This is a genomic window from Gemmatimonadota bacterium (genome assembly GCA_016719105.1).
GTDB lineage: Bacteria > Gemmatimonadota > Gemmatimonadetes > Gemmatimonadales > Gemmatimonadaceae > SCN-70-22.
Genome location: JADKAQ010000016.1, coordinates 134,310 through 156,546 on the forward strand (window position 1 = coordinate 134,310; position 22,237 = coordinate 156,546).

A 22,237-nucleotide genomic window follows, 5' to 3' on the forward strand; every position below is an offset into this window, starting at 1 on the left:
CTCACCTCAAGTCACCGCCGGAGGTCAGCTCCAGGACGCCAGCTTCCGGAAGCACGACTTGGGGACCACCTGCACGCCGCGACGGGCCAGGGCTTCGTATCGCGCGAGCTTCTCCGGGTAGCGGGCGATCGCGCAACGTTCGTAGCCGAGCGACGAGAAGAAGCCGTCGGCGAGCGTCACGGCAAAGAGCTCGTCGATGTCGCGCCGCCTCGCGCTCGCCTCGACCCCGCGCACCACCATGCTGCCCAGCCCCTGTCCCTGTGCCTCGGGCGAGACGACGACCGAACTGACTTCCGCCAGCGACGGTGAGTACTCGAGCAGCGCGGCGCAGGCGAGCACGCGACCGTTGCGGTCGGTGACCACGACGTAGTCGTCGATGGCGGCGGCGATTTCGTCGGCGCTCCGGGGGAGAACCAGTCCGGCCTCGGCGTGATGGGCCACGAGCTCGTGAATCTCCGTGGCATCGGCATCGAGCGCGCCACGCACTACGTGCGTCGCGCTCAGGTGCGGGCGCGGCGAACGGATTGGGGGCGCGGTACGGCGGCGGGGCGCCATCTTATGCATGATCAATGCATAAATACCCATCACCTTGCGCGCAAGGCCCCGCGCGCGAACCGCGACTTACCGGGGCGGGAGTTCGATGACCAGCTTGCCGGCCGTGTCGTTCGATTCGAGGCGAGCATGCGCCTCGGCGATGCGGGCGATCGGGTAGACCTCATCGATCGTCGGAATGAGCGACCCGTTCGCCACGCGCGGGACGATCTCCGACGCGAAGACCTCGGCGACGGCGATCCGTTCGGCGAGTGATCGGGAACGCATCACCGTCCCCTGGATCGTGAGGCGCTTGAACAGCGCCTGCCGCACGTCGAATCGCGCATCGCTCCCGCCGACCGCGCCGATGAGGAGGAGGCGCGCCCGATACGCCGCGGCGTCGACGCTGGCCCCCACGTAGCTCCCCCCGACGAGGTCGACCACGACGTCGGCGCCGTGATTCTCGCTCCACGCCTTCACGGCGGCGACGAGGGGGGCGGGCCCGTCGGGAAGGGCGATCCCGTCCTCCATGCCTAACGATCGGGCGACGGTGAGCTTGTCGGCGCGTCGCGAGGTGCCGAAGGCGCGCCCCCCCCAGGCGCGCGCCACCTGCACGGCGGCGAGTCCCACGCCGCTCGCCACGGCATGCACGAGCACGCGATCGCCCGCCCGCATCGCCCCCTGCGTGATCATTGCATCGTATGCGGTGAGGAAGGCCTCGGGGATCGCGGCCGCCTCGTGCCAGGTGAGCGTGTCGGGAATCCGGGCGATGGTCGCCTCGTGCACCACCACGTACTCCGCATGCGCGCCGCCTCCCACCAGCCCGAACACACGATCGCCGGCGTGCCAGCGTCGGGCATCGCTCCCCGTCGCGGCCACCTGACCGGCGAATTCGAGTCCTGGAATGTCAGCGGGCCACCCCGGCGGGGCGGGGTAGCGGCCCAGGCGCTGCGCGAGATCTGCCCGATTGAGCGACGAGGCGTGCACGCGCACGAGCACCTCGTCGGGCCCCGGAGCCGGGGTGGGGACGTCGCGAATCTCGAGGACGTCTGGGGGGCCGAAGCGCGAAATGACGGCTGCGAGCATGAACGCTCCGCGGTACGATGGTGGGAGGACGGGGCCGCGCGAGCCCAAGCTAGCACGGTCCGTTCCCGCGTGGCGAAACTATGCGCCCTGCGCCGCGTACGATGCATCACACCAGCTTCACCGCCTCACGAGGAACTTCGCCATGTTCGGATTGCTAGCACTCGCCGCGAGCGTCGCGGTCGCCATGATCGGGTACACCCAGGCCCGTGCCTTCGTGCGCGAGCGCCTCCGCTACGTCGACCTCGCGCAATCCTCCTTTGCCCCGGTCATCGCCGGGCTCGGTGCGGCGATGCTGGCCAGTCCCATCGTCGCGCTGCTCCCCTTCATTGGTGGCGGGACCGCCCTCGGCTTCGGGATCAGCGTCGGCATGGGGGTCCTCAACGGCCAGCGCGACGTGCGCCGCGCCCTCCCGCCGGGAATCTGACCCGTGCGCGCGCCGCCTAACGGCTGCCGGTGATCGGCGTGCCGCTGGGCGGCGTCGGCGTTCGGGCCGCCAGGTGGCTGCGCGCCCGGTCCAGCGCGTCTTCGAGCGTCGTGTAGATCGACTCGGGGCCGAGTTCCTCCATCAGCGCAGACCGCTCGAGGGTCGCAAGCGGTTGCGTGTGAATCTCGGCGATCAACACGAGGCTTCGATCGACCTTGCTCCGGTGCACCACGTCGCGTAACGCCCGCAGCCCCGTGGCATCGAGCAGCGACACGTTGCGCATCCGGATGATCTGGACCTTCGGCTTGTTGGCCACCTGGTTCAGCGTGTCCTTGAAGGTCTCAGCCGCGCCAAAGAAGAACGCGCCGTTGATCTCGTACACGTCGACCCCCGCCGGGATGTCGTAGGCGCCGACCGCTCGGTCGTCGCGCTCACCCTCTCCCCCGGCCTCACGCCGCAGTTCGCGCGTCACCGCGCTCACGTTGGTGACCTCCGACATGCGGTGCATGAAGAGGAACGACGCGAGGACCATCCCGACCTCGATCGCGACCGTGAGGTCGACGACCACCGTGAGGAAGAACGACACGAGGAGGACGGCGACGTCGGCGCGAGGACCGCGCAACTCATCGAGGAAGGTCCGCCACTCGCTCATGTGGTAGGCGACGACCACGAGGATGGCGGCGAGCGTCGCCATCGGGATGAGCGCGGCGAGCTTGCCGAAGAAGAGCGTGATGAGGAGCAGGACGAGCGCGTGCACGATCCCCGCCACCGGCGTGCGTCCGCCATTCTTGACGTTGGTCGCGGTGCGGGCGATGGCCCCGGTCGCGGGGATCCCACCGAAGATGGGGGAGGCGATGTTGGCCACCCCTTGTGCGATCAACTCCACGTTGGAGCGATGGCGCGAGCCGATCATCCCGTCGGCGACCACCGCCGAGAGGAGTGACTCGATGGCGCCGAGCAAGGCAATGGTGAAAGCCGGCGAGACGAGGCTCTGGATGAGGGCGAACGAGACGTGGGGGACAACCGGACGCGGGAGCGATGCCGAGAGCTCCCCGAACCGGCTCCCCACGGTGTCCACCGGCAGGTGCAAGAAGTAGACGGCACCCGTGGTCACGAGGAGTGCCACGAACGGCGACGGGATCGTGCGATTGACCCGTGGCCACCAGAGCACGATGGCCAAGGCGGCGACCGCCACGCCGATCGAGGCCGGGTTGACGGTCTGCAGGTGCTCCGCGTACGCCGCGAGCTTCTCCACGAAGTCGGCGGGGACGGTGCCCATCTTCAGCCCCAGGAAGTCCTTCACCTGGCCCGTGAAGATGATGACGGCGATGCCGCTGGTGAAGCCGGTGATGAGGGGCTGCGGAATGAACTTGATGATGGCCCCGAGTCGCGCGAGCCCCATCGCGACGAGCATCACGCCCGCCATGATCGTCGCCACCGTCAGGCCGTCGATCCCGTACTTCTGGACGATGCCGTACACGATGACCACGAAGGCCCCGGTCGGGCCACCGATCTGGACGCGCGAGCCGCCAAGCGCCGAGATGAGGAAGCCGGCGACGATGGCGGTGTAGAGGCCGCGTTCCGGGGTCACGCCGCTGGCGATGGCAAAGGCGATCGCCAGCGGAAGTGCGACGATCCCGACGATCGTGCCGGCCGTCAGGTCGGCCACGAACTGCCGACGATCGTACTCCTTGAGCGTGGTGACGAGTTTTGGAACGAACACGGGCGGGGCGAGGGTGCTGAGGCGCGGAGGAGCGACGCGGACCGCGTTGGTCCACCTCGCATGATGTATCGGCCGTCTCGGAATGTCACCCCGATGGAGCGAGATTGCCCTCGACGCTAAGTTTTCTTGATTGCCCGCGCCGTGCTTCGGCCAGCGACGGGCGCGTGTCTCGTGCCTCTCACGCGAACCGCCATGCATCCGCGCCTTTCCGAACTCCTCGACTACGCCGACACCACGCGAAGCGACCTGCTGGCCGCCGTGTCGACCTTTCCCACCGCGCAGTGGAACGCGCCGGCGGCCGATGGCGGGTGGAGCCTGGCCCAGCAGCTGACGCACTTGTACCTGGTGGAGCATTCGTCGGTCCGCGCGATGTTTCGCGCGCTCAAGGACGCGAAGAAGGTCGGGCTCGGGCCAGAGACCGAGACGTCGTCCGTCCGTGGCGCACTCGACGCCACCGACCTCGTGATGGGGACGCAGAAGCTCGCGGCGCCGGACTTCGTCCAGCCGGCGACGTCGTTCCCGGACCTCGCGACGGCCCTGGCCAAGCTCGCCGAGTCGCGCGAGGGATTGCGCGCCTGGGCGGCGGAGGGCGATGGCTGCGCGCTCGCAACCGTCACCTTCCCGCACCCGCGCCTCGGGACGCTCAACCTGTACGAGTGGGTGCTGATGATCGCGGGGCACGAACGCCGACACCTGGCGCAGATCGAACGGTTGCGCCTGACGGTGACCGGGTGATCGTCACGCTCGACCGGCTGGCGGCGGAGTACGCCGTCGCCCGCCTCGCGCCCGGGTCGGGGTGGCCGCACTGGGCCACCTGGTCGCGCGAGTTTGTCTCCGTGAGCCGGACGCTCGCGGAGACGTCGGTCATCTGCGAGGCGCAGTACGTCCCGGCGACGGTGCCGGCCGAGCGTGGCTTCGCGGCGTATGTCGTCCGCGGCCCGCTCCCGTTCTCGCTGGTCGGGGTGATGGCGGCGATCACCGCGCCGCTCGCGGCGGCCGCGGTACCGCTCCTCGCCGTGTCGACGTACGACACCGACGTCATCCTCGTGCGCATCGCCCACGCGACCTCGGCCGAGCAGGCCTGGGACGCGAGCGGGATCGAGATCGGTACACGCTGAGACCCGCGGGCGCGCCGCCGTGCCCGACGGCCGCGGTCGACAGCCGAAGCCGACGGTCGCAGTCGGTCGTTAGGCGAACGGGACCCGGTCCGGGCCGCGGGGGAGGGTGAGGGTGAAGGTGGAGCCCTCGCCGACTTCGCTCTCGACCGTCAGTTCGCCTCCCATGCCGCGCGCGAGTTCGCGCGAGATCGCCAGGCCGAGCCCCACCCCCTCCTTGGACGAGCGCAGGGTGCGATTGGCCTGCACGAACGGCTCGAAGATCCGCTCGAACTGCTCGGCGGGGATGCCGATCCCCGTATCGCGCACGCGTAGGTGCACCAAGCGCGATTCCGCGGCGCACGACACGTCGATCTGGCCGCCGGCCGCGGTGAACTTGGCGGCGTTGCCCAGCAGGTTGAGCAGGATCTGCTGCAGCTTTTCGCTGTCGGCGCGCACCGTGACCGTGGCGTCGCACGGGGAGATCTGGTACACCAGTCGTCGCTCGCGCAGCTGCGGCTCGATGAGCGATTCGACGGCGCGAATCGACGCGGCCACCGGGACGTTGGTCAGGTCGTACATCACGCGGCCGGCGTCGAGGCGGGCGAAGTTCAGCACCGAGTTGATGAGCCCCAGCAGGTGGCGCTGGTTCTGCCGGATCTTTTGCAGGTCGACGACCTGCGCCTCGGTGACGGCGCCGCGCAGCCCGAGTTCGATGAGCTCGGCGTAGCCGGCGATGGCATTGAGCGGGGTGCGCAACTCGTGCGACATCATCGCCAGGAAGTCGCTCTTGGCGCGACTCGCCCGTTCGGCTTCGGTCCGTGCCGCTTCGGCCTCACCACGGGCGCGATGCTCGGCGGCGAGTAGGTGGGCATTGTCGAGCGCCATCGCAGCGCGTCGTGCGAGCTCTTCGGCCAGCGCCAGGTCGCCCTGGTCGAATCGCCGCCGCATGCCGCGTGTCCCCATTCCCATGGCCCCGAGGACGCGACCGCGGGTCGAGATCGGGACCATGAGGAGCGAGGTGGTCCCGGTGGCCCGCGCCAGTTCGATGACCGACTGCTCGCCGGAGAGCATGCTGGCGATGCTGGCGTCGTTGACGCTGGGGACGAGGATCGAACGCGCGTCGCGCAGGGCATGCCAGACCGGGTGGGTGGGCGTGCCGTCGACCGGGTGCTGCCGGTCGAAGGCCTGCAGCGCCTCGAACATCGACTGATCGGTCGATTCCATCGCCACCACGCCGATGCTCCCGCCATCCCGCACGACGAAGATCACGCAGACGTCGGCCAGCTCCGGCACGACGCGTTGCGCGAGCAGGGCGAACGTGCGCTGGATGTCGAGGGATCCGGCGAAGGCGGCCGACGCCTCGGCGAGGACGCGGGAGGCGATCTCGGCACGCTTGCGCGCGGTGATGTCGATGAAGGCCCCGACACTCCCGCGGACGCGATGGTCGTCATCGACGATCGGGGCGGCGCTGGCGAGCAGGGTGACGCGCGTGTGGTCCTCGAAGACCAGTTCGTGCTCGCTGTACGGGATGGACTCGCCGGAGCTCGCCGCCAGCTGCAGCGGAAGCTGGTCCGCTCGCAGCTCCGCGCCGTCGCGGAAGGCACGGAACGGGAGGGCATCGCCGTCGGGCCCCGACTTGGAGGCGTTGACCCCGGTGGGAATGCGCAGGAGGGTGGCCATGGCGGGGTTCACGGTGATGTCGGTCCCCTGCGGATCGTTGGCCAGTCCGATGCCGACTGGGATCACCTTGAGGAGCGTCTCCATCTCATCGACACGGCGCTTGAGCGCCGTGGTGAGCCGGGACACCTCTTCCTCGGCACGGCGGCGCACGGTGGTGTCGACCGCGTGCACCCCCACGCCATCGCCGAGCGGGAAGGCATTGCCTTCGTAGTAGGACTCGGCGTAGGTGCCACGCGCCGTGAAGGGGACGGTGGCGCGCGTTTGCCGCGCCTCGAGCATCGCCAGATGCAACGCCCCGCCGACGAGGCGGGGAAAGGCGTCCCAGATCACGCGCCCGACCATGTCATCAGGGTCGAAGCCATTGTCCCGCACGAACTCGCGCATGGCGCGATTCAGGTGCCGGTAGCGCCACTCGGCATCGCACACGAAGTACTGGTCGCTCATGCGATCGAGCGAGTCCGTGTGCCGTTCGATCGCGGCCTCGGCGGCGTGCCGCGCCGCTCGTTCGCGGGCGAAGAGCTGGGCGCGCTCCAGGGCGAGCGCCGACTGGTGGGCCAGCGCGTCGAGGAACTCACGCTCGTCAGGCGCAAAGTCGCGCGCGTCCGGGAACGTGATGACCAGGACACCGACGAACCGCTCGGCGGTCGCCAGCGGCAACGCGACGCGCGCGCCCGCGGGCGCGGAGAACTGCGCGATGGCCGGTGCGATCGCCTCGAGGGCGGGCTGCGAGGTGACGTAGAGCGGAATGCGATCGTGCACGAGGCGCGTGACGGCGGGAAACGCCGAGACGCGTACCTGCGAGAACCGCGACACGAGGGTATCGGGATACCCGATCCAGGCCACCACCGCGAGGGTGTCGCCATCTGCCGACAGCTCGGTCACCGCGGCCGCTGACGCCCCGATCGCCTCGAGCGAGTTGCGCAGGATGGCACTCAGCACCTGCTCGCGCTCGAGCGAGGAGGCGAGCGTGGCCGCGATCCGCTGCAGTGTGATCGCAAAGCGCGCCGCGCGTGCAAGCTCGGCCACGCTGTGCGGCCGATTCTCGAGCGCGGCAAAAGGACGATCGTCTGACGGCGGAAGCGACTCGAACACGGCGGGGGCGTCGAAGGGCAGTGTGGCGTCCCTCCAAGCTGTCACCGACAAGCGGCGCCAACAACTCGGGGAACTCCTAGCACACCCATCGATAAAACCATCCGCTGGCTCGTGCGTTCCCGGCGCCCGGCCACGCCGGACACGTCGGCCACCGTTCGGCGTGACCGCTTGGACCGGTGTGCGGCGCGGGCGGCCGGCGAGTGCGTTGCGCGGCGCGCCCGGGGTCGTTAGGCGGCGTCCGGCGTGGTGCCGTCGGCGCTCGCCTCAGGGCCGTCGCGGCGACCGAGCATCCACGTCAGCACCCAGTACGCCAGCACCAGCGGAATCGCGAGCTTGAGCGCCACCACGCCGATCGAGACGATCCACATCGTCACCGTGACGAGGAACCCGCCGACGAGGACGACCAGCAGGACGGGGAGCCCGATGACCGCCAGGACCAGCAGCAGCGGAAGCGCGAGCACGGCGAGCATGATGAGGAACGGCAAGCCAAGCGCCTTGAGGATGAAGGCGAGCGGGAGGAGCCACCCCAGGCTCCCGAAGGCCTTGAGGACGAGCTTGAGGATGGCCCACTTGGCGAGCAACGACTTGAGCACGACCCACATGAGACTCTCTCGGCGCTGAATGGTCTGGCTCCCCCTACGCGCCGTCGTCCGCCCGGTTTCGCGCCGTACGCCGGCGCGGCTGGGCGGGTGGTCGGTGAGCGGCGGATGTGGGGCCTCGGGTCCCGCGCCGCTAAGAATGCGAAGAGATCCCCCGTCGGGGGAGGGTCCCCCGATCGGCCGACCACGCGACGACCGACGGCTGGCTACCTTATGCCGTCTCCCGCATCCGACAATGGCTGAACCGAAGCTCCCCTCCACGCCCCCGAAGAAGCCGAAGGTGAACACGGCGCGCGCCTGGTCCGAGACCCGCGCGCTCATGTGGACGCACCGGCGCTCGCTGGCGATCGGCTTCCTGCTCATGCTCGTGAATCGACTCTCCGGGCTGGTCCTGCCGGCGAGTTCGAAGTACCTGATCGACAACGTCCTCTCGCAGGGGCGCGTCGACCTGCTGCTCCCGCTCGCGTTGGCCAGTGGCGGGGCAACGATCATCCAGGCGATCACGTCGTTCGCCCTCTCGCAGGTCGTGAGCATCGCGGCCCAGCGCGCCATCACCGACATGCGCATTGACGTGCAGCGGCACATCCTGCGCCTTCCGGTCTCCTTCTTCGATTCGACCAAGACCGGCGTCCTGATCTCGCGCATCATGACCGACGCCGAGGGGATCCGGAACCTCGTCGGGACCGGGATCGTGCAGCTGGTGGGGGGGCTGCTCACCGCGCTCATCGCGCTGGGCGTGCTGTTCTACACGAGCTGGAAGCTCACCTCGCTGACGCTGGTGGTGCTGGCGGCGTTCGGGGTGATGATGGCGATCGCCTTCAAGCGCCTGCGCCCGATCTTCCGGGAGCGGAGCGTGATCAACGCCGAGGTCACCGGGCGCCTCACGGAGACGGTCGGCGGCGTCCGCATCGTGAAGGTCTACACGGCGGAGGATCGCGAGGAGCGCGTCTTTGCCGGGGGGGCGGAGCGCCTCTTTGCCAACGTGCGCTCGACCATCACCGGGACGAGCGCGGTGGGGGCGGCGACGACGGCGATCGTCGGCGTGATCGGCGTGCTGCTCACGATCATGGGGGGACAGGCCATCATCGCCGGCGAGATGTCGTTAGGCGACTTCGTGCGCTACATCTTCTTCATCGGCCTGGTGGCGGCGCCGCTGGTGTCGATCGCGTCGATCGGGACGCAGATCTCCGAGGCGTTCGCCGGCCTCGATCGCATCCGCGAGATCCGCGACATGGCGACCGAGGACGCGCTCGATGCGTCCAAGGCCTCCGTCCCCACGCTCGACGGGGCCATCGAGTTCCGCCACGTCGACTTCGAGTACACCGAGGGGGTCCCCGTCCTCAAGGACATCTCGTTCCAGGCGCCGGCGGGGTCGACGACCGCACTCGTGGGATCGAGCGGGGCCGGGAAGAGCACGCTGATCGGGCTGGTGATGGCCTTCAATCGCGCCAAGTCGGGGCAGGTCATCGTCGATGGGCACGACCTCGAGTCGCTCAAGCTGCACGAGTATCGCAGCCACCTGGGCGTCGTTATGCAGGACAACTTCCTCTTCGACGGTTCGATCCGCGACAACATCGCCTACGCCCGTCCCGATGCCACGGACGAAGAGGTCCGGCAGGTGGCGCGCATCGCGCACGTCGACGAGTTCGTCGAGACGTGGGAGAAGCGCTACGACACGGTCGTCGGGGAGCGCGGCGTGAAGCTGTCCGGCGGCCAGCGCCAGCGGGTGGCGATTGCGCGGGCGATCCTGGCCGATCCGCGCATCCTCATCCTGGACGAGGCGACCTCGTCGCTCGACAGCGAGAGCGAGGCGCTCATCCGCGACGGGCTGCAGCGGCTGCGCACGGGGCGCACGACCTTCGTGATCGCCCACCGCCTGTCGACGATCGAGAGTGCCGACCAGATCCTGGTGATCGAGGACGGGCGCATCATCGAGCGCGGAACGCACGCCGAGCTGATGGCGCTGCGCGGACGGTACAAGGAGCTGCACGATCGCCAGTACGGGATCGAGACCGACCGGTTCATCAATCCCGGCGAGGACTTCACGCCGGAGCCCGACGCGGCGGATGCGATCGCCCCCTCGCGCGGGCGGGGCGCCCCGTGATGCGGGCTCGTTAGGAACGCTCGATCACGGACATGGGGTGCCGCCGGCGCGGGGTGTCCCGTTAGGCCGGCGGCGCCGATCCCACCCACGCGCCGCGCGGCCCCGATGCCGCTCGGCGCGCGCGGCCGTCAGTCTTCGGGATGGCTCCCGTTGCCGTTCTCGTGCTCGCCGTGCGTCCCCGTGCCATTGCCGTTTGACGAGTGTGGCACGCCGAGGACCATCTGCACGAGGGCGCTCAGCGTGCGATGCGACTCCATCGGATGCCGCAACGAGACGTCGGCGTTCACTTCGTAGTGATTGCGCCGCCCGTCACGTGACTTGGTGAGCGCACCCGACTCTTCGAGCTCGGCGATGATCTTCTGGACCGCGCGCTCGGTGATCCCGACCTGCGAGGCGATCTCGCGCAGCCGTACGTCGTGGTCGCGGGCGATCGCCAACAGGACGTGGGCGTGGTTCGTGAGGAAGGTCCACTGCGTGGAACCAGTGGCGGCGGCACGCGTTTCGGGTGTGGTCGACGTCATTGGGCTACGGCTGGGTGCGGCGCGGACGGTCTGGTCGGTAAGGCGTACGGCGCTTCGGGTATTCGAGGCCGCGCCTATATAGCAGAAACCGGTCGACGTCGCCATCGGAACGAGAGTCTAATCCAAGTAGTCCTAATGGCTTACGGCTCCCGCCCGTCTGGGTGGGATGAATCCCGGCGCCCGTCCCAGCGCGCCGCGACGTCCCCCGCGCGCCCCGGCGCGCGACGGCTCGAGTCGGCACAATTCGGCGCCCGAAGACCGGGAGATTTGCGGGAGGCGTGGTAGCCGCGGCTGCCCCTGCGGTAAGTTCCCGCCGCCCGTTTCCCCGCCGACTTGCCAGACTCCTCGAAATCCGCCTCGCCCGACCGTCCCGCTGTGCCCGCGCCTGCCGCGCCCGCCGCGCCATCGGGAAGTCGAAAGAGCGCCCTGATCGGCGCCGCCTTCCTCATGGCGACGTCGGCCATCGGCCCGGGCTTCCTGACGCAGACGGCGGTCTTCACCGAGCGGCTCGGGGCGAGCTTCGGCTTCGTCATCCTGATGAGCATCCTGCTCGACCTCGGGGCACAGCTCACCACCTGGCGGGTCATCGCCGCGGCCAACCGGCGGGCGCAGGACGTGGCCAACCTCGTCCTGCCGGGGCTGGGGACCTTCCTCGTCGCCCTCGTGGCGATCGGAGGGCTGGCCTTCAACATCGGGAACGTCGCGGGAGCGGGACTCGGCCTCAACGTCCTGCTGGGGGTCCCGGTGACGACCGGGGCCGTGGTGAGCGCCGCGATCGCCATCGCCCTCTTCCTGGTGAAGGAGGCCGGTCGGGCGATGGATCGGTTTGCGCAGTTCCTCGGCTTCGTGATGGTCGGCCTCACGGTGTACGTGGCCATTGCGTCCACCCCGCCGATCGGCGAGGCGGTGGTGCGCACCATTGTCCCCGAGCGCGTCGACGTGTTCGCGATCGTGACGCTCGTGGGGGGGACGGTGGGCGGCTACATCACCTTCGCTGGCGCGCATCGCCTGCTCGATGCCGGGATCGGCGGCGCGGCCTCGATCCCGGCCGTCACGCGCTCGGCGGGACGGGCCATCGGCATCGCGTCGTTGATGCGCGTCCTGCTCTTCCTCGCCGCGTTAGGCGTGGTGTCGAAGGGGGGAGTCCTCGACGCGGCCAATCCCCCCGCCTCCGTCTTCAAGCTGGCCACCGGCGCCGTGGGCTATCGCCTGTTCGGGATCGTGATGTGGGCGGCGGCGATCACGTCGGTGGTGGGGGCGGCCTACACCTCGGTCTCGTTCCTCCGCTCGGTGAGCGGCTGGGTCGACCGCTCACCGGCCCGGGTCATCATCGCGTTCATCGTGGTGTCGACGGGGGGCTTCCTGCTGGTGGGGCGACCGGTCAAGACGCTGATACTCGTCGGGTCGCTGAACGGGTTGATCCTTCCGGTCGCCGTCGCGTCGATGTTGATGGCTGCGCGACGCCGCGACATCGTCGGCGACTACCGGCACCCGCCGCTCCTCTTCGGTGCGGGGTGGCTGGTGGCGGTCTCCATGGCTGCGATGGGGGCGTACACGCTCGTGCGGGATATCCCGGCACTTCTGACGCGGTAGGCGGGGGCGGAGATCGCGGCTGCCTGACGGCCGGGAGTTCGTAACGACGAGGCGGCGCAATCGTCTTTTGGAGGTCGCCGGATCCCTCGCCGCCGACCTCCCGCCATGCACTCTCCCACCGCCACGAGCCCGACCGGTCACACCGAGTCGATCCCGCACGAACTCCGTGAGTTCGCGCAGGACTTTGCCGTGGCCGTCCACAAGCGAGGGATCTACCCGGCGGCGCACCCCATGCAGCTCGGGGCGGTCGAGACGGTGGTCGCGCGGCTGCAGCACATCTTCGCCATGCGCCATGAACTGGCGATCGGCGTCGCCCGGACGCACCTCCTCCTCGATGGACACCCGACCGACGAGGAGCACCCGCTGCTGCGCGACCTCGCCGGCCGTATGCACGACCACCAGCTGGGTGGCGTACGCCTCATGGTCGGGATCTCGCGCGACGAACTCGACGGCTTTGTTGCGGCCCTTTCGGACTCTCCGCTGAGGGGCGGGGAACCGATTGGCAGCCGAGCCCGGGACCTCGAGCGCCAGTGGCCGCACATCCACATCTCGCCGGTGGCGTTTCACCAGCTCGCCCTCCTCTCCGATGACGCGGAGGACGGCGATGTCGGGGCTGTCGTGGCGAGTCGCGCGAGCGAGGTGTGGACCGCCCTCGCCCAGACGGCGTTGGCCGGGGGCGAAGGCGAGGGCCAAGGCTCGGGAGACGGTGAGGGGTCGGCGGTGCATCAGCCGGCGCAGCTTGCGGCGTCGATCGAGCGGCGTCTCGCCGATCCACGCTCCCGTGATCACGTGCTGACGGCGCTGCTGCGGGCCGTGGACGAACTCGAGTCGCCGGAGGTCGCGGGCGACGGCGGACTGCGCCAACGGATGACAAGCCTGGTGGAGCTCCTCAGCGAGGAGGCGATCCAGCAGCTGCTGGAGATGAACGGCGATCGCACGCGACGCGACGCCTTCCTGCACAAGGCGAGCGACGTGCTCGGAGCGCAGGCGGTGGTCGACCTGGTGCGGGTGGCGGCCGCCCAGGACGGCGCGCCAGTGTCGTCGGCGATGCTGCGGCTGCTGCAGAAGCTGGCGCGCGGCGCCTCGCGCGGGCGCAACTCCGCGCGATCGATGGACGCCGCCCTGCGCCGGGTGACGCGCCGATTGCTGCGCGACTGGACGCTGGATGATCCCAATCCCGAGGCATACTCGCTGGTGCTGGGTGACCTGGCGCAGCACGCGGGGGGGGCGGCGCGCGACCAGCACCGCGACAGCTGCGAACCCGAGCGCATCGTGGAGATGAGTCTCGACGCCGGGGTGGTGACGACGAGCACCGAGTCGGCGCTGGGGCGCCTGGTGATGCGCGAGGGGGGCGCCGCCACGCTCGAGCGGCTCATGAAGCTCCCGGAGTCGCCGGAGCGGGACCTGCTCGAAGGGCGCCTGGTGAACGACGCGATGCTGCGTGAGCAGCTGGCGGCCGAGCGTCCCGACCAGCACGTGCTCGGGCACGCGGTCGATCGGTTGCGGGCGCGAGCCATCGACCCGATCCTGCAGGCGCTGGTGCGTCGCGACGAACAGGATGCCGAGTGGGCGGTCGCGCTCATGATGCGCCTGGGGTTCGACGCCCTCGTCCCGCTCGGGCAGGCGGTCCCGACGCTCCCGCCGCGCGCGCTGCGACACGTGCTGGCGGTCTTCGACCGCCTCGACGCCTGGCCGCCGGGGGTGGAGCCGGCGGTGCTCGCGCGGCACCCCGATGCGGCCGTGCGTCGCGAGGCGATTCGATTCCTCCTCAAGCACGACGCCACGCGCGACGCGGGGACGATGCTCGGGCTGCGCGACGCCGACCTGCGCACCTTCGGGCTGGCAATGAGCGCGGTCATGCGCGCCTGTACCATCGAGGCCGCCCGCCTGCTCATGCATCGCTACGACGACCCGGACATCGGCGCCGAGCTGCGCTCGCGCATGGCCCGCGCGATCGCCAGCGTGCGCACGCCGGAGACGCTCGACTGGCTCGTGGCGCAGGTCCTGACCACGCGCTGGATCGTGGGATCGGTGCGGCTGCGCAAGTCGTCGTTGGAGGTGCGCGCGATCATCGCGGCGATCGCGCAGTTCCATCGTGGCGAACCGGCCGCCGAGCAGGTGTTGCGGCTGGCGGAGCGCAGTCGCGACGACGACCTACGCCGCGCGGCAAGCGCGCGGCTCGAACGCCTGGGAGGGCGATGACCGACGCGACGCTGTACCTCACCTCGCTGGCGCAGGCGCTGGCCAAGATGTCCCTGTATGCCGAGGGGCATCCGTCGCGCGCGCGCGCGGCCGACGCGTCGTTCGCGCGGCTGCGGACCCTGCAGCAGGTCGACGCGACGCCGACCTTCTCCTTCCTGGGGCGCGAGGTGATCTACTACGAGCGCACGTTGCGCGACCTGGCCGACTGGGACTGGGCACAGCGCTTCTCCAGCGCCGGGGTGCAGCGCATCGAGTTCGAGGCGGCCGTCGACCGGGAGAGCTACCACGCCTTCCTCGAGGAGCTGCTCACGCGTGTGGCGCTCGCCCAGGGGATGCGCGACAAGCCGCTCGCCATCGCCGCGTCGCCGCGCGCGACGCCGATCCGCTTCGGGGCCGTGGGGGTGCGCGGTGACGCGGAGAGCGACGATGAGGCAATCGACGCCGAACTGGAGGAAAGCGAGCGCCTCGACCTCTCCGAGGAGGCCGACGTCGTGACCTGGATGCACGACGAGGTCCTGGTGGCCCACCAGTTGCCCCTGGCGGAGGCCGAAGCGGTGGTCCACTCGCTCGCCCACGCGATGCAGGGCTCCTCGCGGGCGCTCATCCCGCTGCTCACGCTGAAGGAGTTCGACCAGTACACCACCACGCACGCGCTCAACGTCTCGGTGCTGGCGATGGGGCTCGCCGAGCGACTGGGGTTGTCGGCGCGCGAGGTGAAGGGTTACGGCGTCGCGGGGCTGCTCCACGACCTCGGCAAGGTGAAGATCCCGCCCGAGGTGCTCAATAAGCCGGGGGTCCTCACGCCAGAGGAGTTCGACCTCATGCGGTCGCACACGGTGGAGGGGGCCAGACTCATCCTCGAGGCGGACCGGCACCTGGACCTCAGCGCGGTCGTCGCCTTCGAGCACCACATCATGATCGACGGTGGCGGTTACCCCACGCGTTGCACCCGGCGGGACTGCCACCACGCCAGCCGCCTCGTGCACGTCTGCGACGTCTTCGATGCCCTGCGCACGCACCGCCCCTACCGCGTGGCGTGGGACACCGCGTCGATCCTCGCCTACATCGAGAAGCGCATCGGGAGCGAGTTCGACCCCGTGATCGCCGATGCTTTCCTCTCGATGATTCGCGGGTCGGAGATGCGGCTGGCACACGCGCGTTCCATCGACGAGGACGTGCTGGTCGGCGCGTTGTGACGCGCGCCGGTCGCCGGGAGGTGCGCGTCCCGGCGATCGGTGCTAGAGCCCCAGGTGCCCCAGATGATACGGGAGCATCTGGCGCCACGCCGGCCAGTCGTGGCGCACGTCGTGCCCCCACAGGTCGAGCCAGTGCGGAATCCCCTTGGCGTGCAGCGACTCCGAGAGTCGGCGCGAGGCATCGGGGGCCTCGTACGCCCCCTGGCCCGTGACGATGACGATGCGCGACTGCTGTTGGAGCAGGTGGAGCGCTCCTCCCTCGATGCCGGGGAGGTACCAGAGCGGGTTGTTGAAGAAGACGTTGTCGTCGGTGTACCCCTTGAGGTAGTTCGGCGACAGGTCGTAGAAGCCCGACATCGCGATCATCCCGCCAAAGAGATCGGGGCGCCGAAGGAAGGCGTTGGCCGCGTGAAACGCGCCGAACGACGCTCCGGTCGTGAGCGCACGCGCCCCGCCGTCGCGACAGACCGTGCGCATGTACGGCACCACCTCTTCCTCGATGTAGGACGAGTACAGCGCCTGGCGTCGCGCCCGCTCCGGGACCGGGGTGTCCCGGTCCATCCACGCGTAGGAATTGATGCTGTCGATCGAGAACAGGCGGATGCGTCCCGCCATCAGTGACTGCTCGACCGCCTTCACCAGAAAGAAGCGCTCGTTCTCGAGGAAGTCGGCGGCGGCGGTGGGGAAGAGCAGGATCGGGGCGCCGGCGTAGCCGTACGATACGATCGGCATGTGGAGTCCGAGGCGCGGGGAGCGCCACCCATCGATGACACGCGGGAGCGATGGGTCGATGTACTGGATCGACATGGCGGGATCGGAACGGAGAAGATGGGGAGTGGCGCCCCCGGTGCAGCGGCGGCGATCGAAAGGTACGAGCGCCGCCGCGCGCGGCAACGGATTGGACCGGTTCGCGTGAAAACGGTACCGCGCTCTGGCCCGAGCGCCGCGACCTTCCCGTCATGCTCGCAGCCATTCGTTCTGCCGCCGTCCTGGGGGTCGAGGCCTACGACGTCACCGTGGAGGTCGACGCCACCAAGGGGCTCCCCCAGTGGACCATCGTGGGGCTCGCCGCCGGCGCGGTGAAGGAGGCGAAGGAACGCGTGGCGTCGGCGCTCGCCAATGCCGGGTTCCTGCTCCCGCCACGGCGTTACACCATCAACCTCGCCCCGGCCGACCAACGGAAGGACGGCACCGCCTTCGACCTCCCCATCGCCCTCGGCGTCCTCGTCGCCACGGGACAGCTCGACGCGGCCGCGGTCGACGGCGTGGCCGCGTTAGGCGAGCTGGGACTCGACGGCTCGGTGCGCGGCGTGCGCGGGATCCTCCCCGTCGCGTTGCATCTGGCGACGAGTGGCGCGCGGACGCGCGACGACCGGCTCACGCTCGTCGTCCCGCCGCACAACGCCGACGAGGCGCGGGTCGTCTCGCGGCTGCACAGCGTCGCCCCCGCCACACTCGGCGCGCTCGTGGCCGCGCTGCGCGCGCGAGGCACGGGGCGGTGGGACGGCATCGCGCCGCTGCCGCGCCGCGGCGAAACAGGGGGCGACGGCGCGGACGCGGACACGCCGACGCCGGGCCTCGTCGGCGCCGACGAGCGTCTCGACCTGCGCGACGTGGTCGGGCAGGAGTCGGCCAAGCGTGCCCTCGAGATCGCCGCCGCCGGCGGGCACGCCCTGCTGCTCGTCGGCCCACCGGGGGGCGGCAAGACGATGCTGGCGCGGCGACTCGCGGGAATCCTCCCGCCGCTCAGCGAGGACGAAGCGCTCGAGGTGATGGCGATTCAGTCGGTCGCCGGCGTCCTCTCGGCGCGCGGACGCATCGTGGGGGAGCGTCCCTTCCGAGCGCCGCACCATACCCTCTCGGTGGCGGCGCTCATCGGCGGCGGGTCGCTCCCCCGTCCCGGCGAGGTGAGTCTCGCGCATCACGGCGTCCTCTTCCTCGACGAGTTGCAGGAAATCCCCCGGGCGGTCCTCGACGCCCTTCGGCAACCCATGGAGGACGGGCGCGTGGTCATCTCGCGCGCGCAGCAGTCGCTGGCCTTCCCGGCTCGATTTGCCCTCGTCGGCGCCATGAATCCGTGCCCTTGTGGTCACGCCGGGCAGGGCACGCGCCCCTGCACCTGTACGCCGACCGACGTGTCGCGCCACCGCGCACGCGTCTCGGGGCCGCTCGCCGATCGCCTGGACATGACGATCCATGTCCCCGCCGTCTCCATCGCGGCACTCGGCGAAAGGACCGAGGGAGAGGCCTCGGCGCTCGTGCGCGCACGTGTCGTGGCCGCGCGTGTAAGGCAGCACGAGCGCTACCGACGACTTCGTCGCGTCACCTGCAATGCGCACGTCGCGGGGCGGTGGCTCGACGCGCACACCCCGATCTCCACGGATGCGCGATCGCTGCTCACCACCTCTGCCGACCGCCTCGCGCTTTCGGCGCGGGGCTACCATCGCGTGCTCAAAGTCGCGCGCACCGTCGCCGACCTCGATGGGAGCGATGGCATCGAGCAGATGCACGTTGCCGAAGCGCTCTTCGTTCGAACTCCCGACAGCCTGTCAGCGCGCGCGGAGGTCGCGTAGCTTTGCCGCATGTCGTCCTCTTCACGCGCGCCAGCGCCCATCGCCGACGTCGTTCCGCGCGCGGCGGTCGGCGCCGAAGCGGAGTCGGCCACCGACCTCGACGCTGGCGTCGACGCGGATGCGGCTGTGGGCGCCGAGGCCGAAGCGCGCGAGGCGGCCCTGGCCGGCTGGCTCCTGCAACAGGGGTCGGTCCTCGTCGGCTTCAGTGGCGGGGTCGATTCCGCGTATCTCGCGACGCTCGCGCTCGAGGTACTCGGCGCCACGCGGATGCTCGCGGTCATCGGACGCTCGGCCTCGTACCCGGCGTCGCAGTGGGCGACCGCGCGTGCGGTCGCCGATCGCTTCGGTATTCCGGTCCTCGAGGTCGACACCGACGAGCTGAACGATCCGCGCTACGCGGCCAATCCCGTCAATCGCTGCTACTACTGCAAGACCGAGTTGTGGGACCGACTCGCCCCGATCGCCGAGGAACGGGGGCTCGCGGTGGTGATCGACGGAACCAACGCCGACGATCTCGGTGACTATCGCCCGGGTGCGGCGGCAGCGCGCGAGCACGGCGTTCGCTCGCCGATGGCCGACGTGGGGCTCACCAAGCGCGACATCCGCGCCCTGTCGGCGCGCCGCGGGATCCCCACGTGGTCGCAGCCATCGTCGCCCTGCCTCTCGTCTCGCCTGCCGTACGGCACGGCGGTCACCCCAGCGCGTCTGGCGCAGGTCGAGCGCGCGGAGGCGGCGCTGCGCGCGCTTGGTGTGTCCGGCGACCTGCGCGTGCGACATCATGGAGAACTCGCGCGCGTCGAACTGGGGGCCGACGAACTCGCCGTCTGGCTGGAGCCGGCGTCGGCGGCGCGCGTGGCGAGCGCGGTGCGCGGCGCGGGCTTCGCGCGCGTGGCGATCGACCTGCGCGGCTTTCGCTCGGGATCGCTCAACGTCCTCAGTGGCGTGACCGCCGACGCATCATGAGCGCGGACGCACGCGGCGCGACCGGAACAAGCGCGCCGGAATCGGCGGAGCGATCGGCCGCGCTGCAACGGCTGCAGCGCGCGCTCGATGCCGGGCCGTTCGCCGCTACCGCGGAGGAACGCGGCGCGCTCGCCCTCGTGATCCCGCGAGCGGCGGGGGCCGGCGTCGACCGCGTCACGCGGGAGTGGTTGGTACAGGTCGCGATCGCCGCAGGATTCTCGCACGTCGCGCTGGAAATCGTCCCCCGGTCCGAGGCCCATGCGGCTCTTTCTGGCGGTCACTCTGCCTGAGGAACTGCAGGACGCGATCGAACGCGCGACGGCGCCGGCGCGCGCCGCCGCCCCCCGCGTGCGCTGGGTGCGCGCCGCGCAGTTGCATCTGACGATGAAGTTCATCGGCGAGCGCCCGGCGTCCGACGTCGGGCCGATCGCCGAGGTGGTGCGCGAGGTCGTGGCGGGTCTCCCCGCGCTGCGGGTCACGCTGCGTGGGGCCGGGGCCTTTCCAAACTTCCGGCGCCCTCGTGTCGTATGGCTTGGCATGCACCCGCCGGCACCGCTCGCCACCCTCGCCCGTCACCTCGACGACGCCCTCACGCCGCTCGGCGTGGACGCCGAGTCGCGCCCGTTTCGCGCGCACGTCACGCTGGGGCGGGTTGGGGAGGCGCTCGCCGTCGACACGGCGCACACCCTCGAGCGCGCACTGCACGACGTCACCGCCAGCTGGTCGCTCGCCGTGCGCGGCGTGGCGCTGGTGCAGAGCACCCTCGGGCCGGGCGGCCCGAGCTATCGCGAACTGGACACCTTCCCCTTGGGAGCTCGCTGATGTTCGGCTGCCTTCGTTCGCTTGGCTGCCTCACGCTCATCGCGATCCTCGGCGTCGGCGGTTACGCCACGCGCGATCGCTGGCTCCCCGCCATCACGGGGACACGTCCCGCGGTGCTCGGTGACTTCGATCGGGTGACCGACGACCGGCGCGCTCGCGCCAAACGCGTCGTCGAGTCGATGGCAAAGAAGTCGGGGCCGGTCTTCGCGAATCTCACCGCGGCGGAGGCTTCGTCGCTGGTGTTGGTCGATGCGCGGCGCCGCCTCCCGGCGTTCAGCCGCGACGTCGAGGCCGCGGTCTCTGGCGACCGCCTTCTCCTGCGCACGACGCTCGACCCGGCGGAGTTGCGCGGGATTGACGCGTTGGGGCCGCTGGCGTCGCTGCTCGAGTCGCGCCAGCGGGTGACGCTGGCGGGGACGCTCGATGTGGCCGGGCCGGGACGTGGGCTGTTCATCGTGCAGGAGGTGCGCATCAACGACCTTGCCGTACCGACCCCCGCGATCGCCGCGCTGATCCGCCAGGTCGATCGCCGCGACCGCCCCGAGGGGGAGCCGGCGCGTGCGATCGCCTTCCCGCTCCCGCCGTCGGTGGGCGACGTGCGGGTGGGGAAGGGGCGCGTGACCCTCTACAAGACCGTCTCATGAGCCGTCGTATCCTCATCGTCGACGATGAACAGGGCGTGCGCGCCGCGTTAGGCCAGCTCCTCGAGTACGAGGGCTACGACGTGAAGGCCGTCTCCAACGCCGCCGACGGCATCGCGGAGTACGAGAAGTGGCGCCCGCAGCTCACCTTCCTCGACGTGAAGATGGCGGGGATGGACGGGCTCGAGGCGCTGCGCCGCATTCGCCAGTTGGACCCGGCGGCCACCATCGTCATGATCAGCGGGCACGCGACGATCCAGACGGCGGTCGAAGCGACGCAGCTCGGCGCCTACGACATCCTGGAGAAGCCGCTCGACACCGACCGCATCCTCGTCCTCCTGCGCAACACGCTGCAGCACCTTTCGCTGCAGGAGGAAAACGCGCAGCTGCGGGCGTCGATCGAATCGCGCTACGAGATCGTGGGCAAGTCGTTCGCCATCCGCACGCTGATGGGGCAGATCGAGAAGGTGGCGCCGACGCCGGCGCGTGTCCTCATCACCGGCGACAACGGGACGGGGAAGGAACTCGTCGCGCGCGCGATCCATCGCCTCTCACCCAGGCTGCAGAAGCCCTTCATCGAGGTGAACTGCGCGGCGATTCCCTCGGAGCTGATCGAGAGCGAACTGTTCGGCCACATGAAGGGGTCGTTCACCGGCGCGATCCAGGATCGCGCCGGCAAGTTCGAGCAGGCCGACAAGGGGACGCTCTTTCTCGACGAGATCGGCGACATGAGTCCGTCGGCGCAGGCCAAGGTGCTGCGCGTGTTGCAGGACGGCGAAGTGACGCGCATCGGCGGCGCCAAGCGCGTGCAGGTCGACGTGCGGGTCCTCGCGGCGACCAACAAGGACTTGCCGGAGGAGATCGCGGCGGGGCGCTTTCGCGAGGACCTGTTCTATCGCCTCAACGTCGTCCCGCTGCACGTCCCGCCGCTGCACGAGCGTCGTGAGGACATCCCGCTGCTCGCGCAGCACTTCGTCGACCAGCTTTCCCGACGGGAAGGGGCGCCGGCCCGTACCCTCGACGCGGGGGCGATCGACGCGCTCGCGCAGATGGAGTGGCCGGGGAACGTGCGCGAACTGCGCAACGCGATCGAGCGCCTCCTGATCCTCTCGTCAGGGATGCGCGTCACCGCCGCCGACGTCTCCCGCCTCACCGGGGCCCGACCGGCGGATGGCGCGAGCCTTGGCTCGCTGCTGGACATCGAGACCTTCGAGACGTTCAAGGACGCGGCGGAACGCGCCTACCTCCTGCACAAGCTTCGCGCCTTCGAGTGGAACGTCTCCGAAACCGCCCGCGCCCTCGACATGCCCCGCTCCAACCTCTACAAGAAGATCGAGCGGTACGCACTGGAACGGGAAAAGTGAGCCACTCGTCTTCCCGTCTTCTCGTC

20 protein-coding genes are annotated in these 22,237 nt (G+C 70.2%); 13 read left to right on the forward strand and 7 right to left on the reverse strand.

What is annotated here, in order from left to right; translation table 11 throughout:
* Nucleotides 1-24: 24 nt before the first annotated feature.
* Both IPN47_16670 and IPN47_16675 read right to left on the reverse strand, forming a co-directional pair.
* Complete coding sequence (locus tag IPN47_16670; GenBank protein ID MBK9409646.1) at nt 25-486, reverse strand: GNAT family N-acetyltransferase; 462 nt, start codon at nt 484-486, stop codon at nt 25-27.
* Between the two features lie 135 nt (nt 487-621).
* Nucleotides 622-1,617: an NAD(P)H-quinone oxidoreductase gene (locus IPN47_16675; protein ID MBK9409647.1), complete on the reverse strand. Its 996-nt coding sequence runs from the start codon at nt 1,615-1,617 to the stop codon at nt 622-624.
* Between the two features lie 142 nt (nt 1,618-1,759).
* Between IPN47_16675 and IPN47_16680 the strand changes: the two genes are divergently transcribed.
* Nucleotides 1,760-2,041 carry a hypothetical protein gene (locus tag IPN47_16680; protein ID MBK9409648.1) on the forward strand — a complete coding sequence of 94 codons (282 nt, stop codon included), beginning with the start codon at nt 1,760-1,762 and terminating at the stop codon, nt 2,039-2,041.
* A 16-nt stretch (nt 2,042-2,057) separates the two neighbouring features.
* On the opposite strand, the gene IPN47_16685 is transcribed toward IPN47_16680, so the two are convergent.
* Complete coding sequence (locus IPN47_16685; protein MBK9409649.1) at nt 2,058-3,764, reverse strand: STAS domain-containing protein; 1,707 nt, start codon at nt 3,762-3,764, stop codon at nt 2,058-2,060.
* Between the two features lie 192 nt (nt 3,765-3,956).
* Here IPN47_16685 and IPN47_16690 point away from each other — a divergent pair, with 192 nt between their 5' ends.
* Nucleotides 3,957-4,499, forward strand: coding sequence for a DinB family protein (locus IPN47_16690; protein MBK9409650.1), 543 nt, complete (start codon nt 3,957-3,959; stop codon nt 4,497-4,499).
* Entirely contained in the window at nt 4,496-4,882 is a 387-nt protein-coding gene (locus IPN47_16695) for an ACT domain-containing protein (protein ID MBK9409651.1), read from the forward strand. The genes IPN47_16690 and IPN47_16695 overlap by 4 nt, the downstream gene beginning before the upstream one ends.
* 69 nt (nt 4,883-4,951) lie before the next feature.
* Here IPN47_16695 and IPN47_16700 read toward each other — a convergent pair whose 3' ends face one another.
* Both IPN47_16700 and IPN47_16705 read right to left on the reverse strand, forming a co-directional pair.
* Nucleotides 4,952-7,633 carry a GAF domain-containing protein gene (locus IPN47_16700; GenBank protein MBK9409652.1) on the reverse strand — a complete coding sequence of 894 codons (2,682 nt, stop codon included), beginning with the start codon at nt 7,631-7,633 and terminating at the stop codon, nt 4,952-4,954.
* A 227-nt stretch (nt 7,634-7,860) separates the two neighbouring features.
* Nucleotides 7,861-8,235 carry a hypothetical protein gene (locus IPN47_16705; GenBank protein MBK9409653.1) on the reverse strand — a complete coding sequence of 125 codons (375 nt, stop codon included), beginning with the start codon at nt 8,233-8,235 and terminating at the stop codon, nt 7,861-7,863.
* A gap of 232 nt (nt 8,236-8,467) precedes the next feature.
* Between IPN47_16705 and IPN47_16710 the strand changes: the two genes are divergently transcribed.
* A complete protein-coding gene (locus tag IPN47_16710) occupies nt 8,468-10,336 on the forward strand; it encodes an ABC transporter ATP-binding protein (protein MBK9409654.1) in 1,869 nt (622 codons plus the stop codon).
* 128 nt (nt 10,337-10,464) lie between these two features.
* On the opposite strand, the gene IPN47_16715 is transcribed toward IPN47_16710, so the two are convergent.
* Complete coding sequence (locus IPN47_16715; GenBank protein MBK9409655.1) at nt 10,465-10,857, reverse strand: winged helix-turn-helix transcriptional regulator; 393 nt, start codon at nt 10,855-10,857, stop codon at nt 10,465-10,467.
* 447 nt (nt 10,858-11,304) lie between these two features.
* Between IPN47_16715 and IPN47_16720 the strand changes: the two genes are divergently transcribed.
* From IPN47_16720 to IPN47_16730, 3 genes are all read left to right on the forward strand, one after another.
* Nucleotides 11,305-12,450 carry a divalent metal cation transporter gene (locus IPN47_16720; GenBank protein ID MBK9409656.1) on the forward strand — a complete coding sequence of 382 codons (1,146 nt, stop codon included), beginning with the start codon at nt 11,305-11,307 and terminating at the stop codon, nt 12,448-12,450.
* Between the two features lie 105 nt (nt 12,451-12,555).
* Entirely contained in the window at nt 12,556-14,652 is a 2,097-nt protein-coding gene (locus tag IPN47_16725) for a hypothetical protein (protein ID MBK9409657.1), read from the forward strand.
* Complete coding sequence (locus tag IPN47_16730; protein ID MBK9409658.1) at nt 14,649-15,848, forward strand: HD domain-containing protein; 1,200 nt, start codon at nt 14,649-14,651, stop codon at nt 15,846-15,848. The genes IPN47_16725 and IPN47_16730 overlap by 4 nt, the downstream gene beginning before the upstream one ends.
* Before the next feature lie 42 nt (nt 15,849-15,890).
* Here IPN47_16730 and IPN47_16735 read toward each other — a convergent pair whose 3' ends face one another.
* Nucleotides 15,891-16,655 (reverse strand): hypothetical protein, encoded by a 765-nt coding sequence (locus IPN47_16735; GenBank protein MBK9409659.1) that lies wholly within the window; start codon nt 16,653-16,655, stop codon nt 15,891-15,893.
* A gap of 152 nt (nt 16,656-16,807) precedes the next feature.
* On the opposite strand from IPN47_16735, the gene IPN47_16740 reads away from it, so the two are divergent.
* From IPN47_16740 to IPN47_16765, 6 genes are read left to right on the forward strand one after another with little or no spacing between them, the layout of a single operon-like run.
* Nucleotides 16,808-18,421 (forward strand): YifB family Mg chelatase-like AAA ATPase, encoded by a 1,614-nt coding sequence (locus IPN47_16740; protein ID MBK9409660.1) that lies wholly within the window; start codon nt 16,808-16,810, stop codon nt 18,419-18,421.
* A 9-nt stretch (nt 18,422-18,430) separates the two neighbouring features.
* Nucleotides 18,431-19,384, forward strand: coding sequence for an ATP-dependent sacrificial sulfur transferase LarE (gene larE / locus IPN47_16745; protein MBK9409661.1), 954 nt, complete (start codon nt 18,431-18,433; stop codon nt 19,382-19,384).
* On the forward strand, nt 19,381-19,674 hold the full coding sequence (locus tag IPN47_16750) for a hypothetical protein (GenBank protein MBK9409662.1): 294 nt from the start codon (nt 19,381-19,383) through the stop codon (nt 19,672-19,674). The genes larE and IPN47_16750 overlap by 4 nt, the downstream gene beginning before the upstream one ends.
* Entirely contained in the window at nt 19,643-20,206 is a 564-nt protein-coding gene (gene thpR / locus IPN47_16755; protein ID MBK9409663.1) for an RNA 2',3'-cyclic phosphodiesterase, read from the forward strand. Before IPN47_16750 ends, thpR begins: the two co-directional genes overlap by 32 nt.
* Nucleotides 20,206-20,850, forward strand: a complete 645-nt coding sequence (locus IPN47_16760; GenBank protein MBK9409664.1) for a hypothetical protein — start codon at nt 20,206-20,208, stop codon at nt 20,848-20,850. The genes thpR and IPN47_16760 overlap by 1 nt, the downstream gene beginning before the upstream one ends.
* On the forward strand, nt 20,847-22,211 hold the full coding sequence (locus IPN47_16765; protein ID MBK9409665.1) for a sigma-54-dependent Fis family transcriptional regulator: 1,365 nt from the start codon (nt 20,847-20,849) through the stop codon (nt 22,209-22,211). Before IPN47_16760 ends, IPN47_16765 begins: the two co-directional genes overlap by 4 nt.
* Nucleotides 22,212-22,237 lie beyond the last annotated feature (26 nt).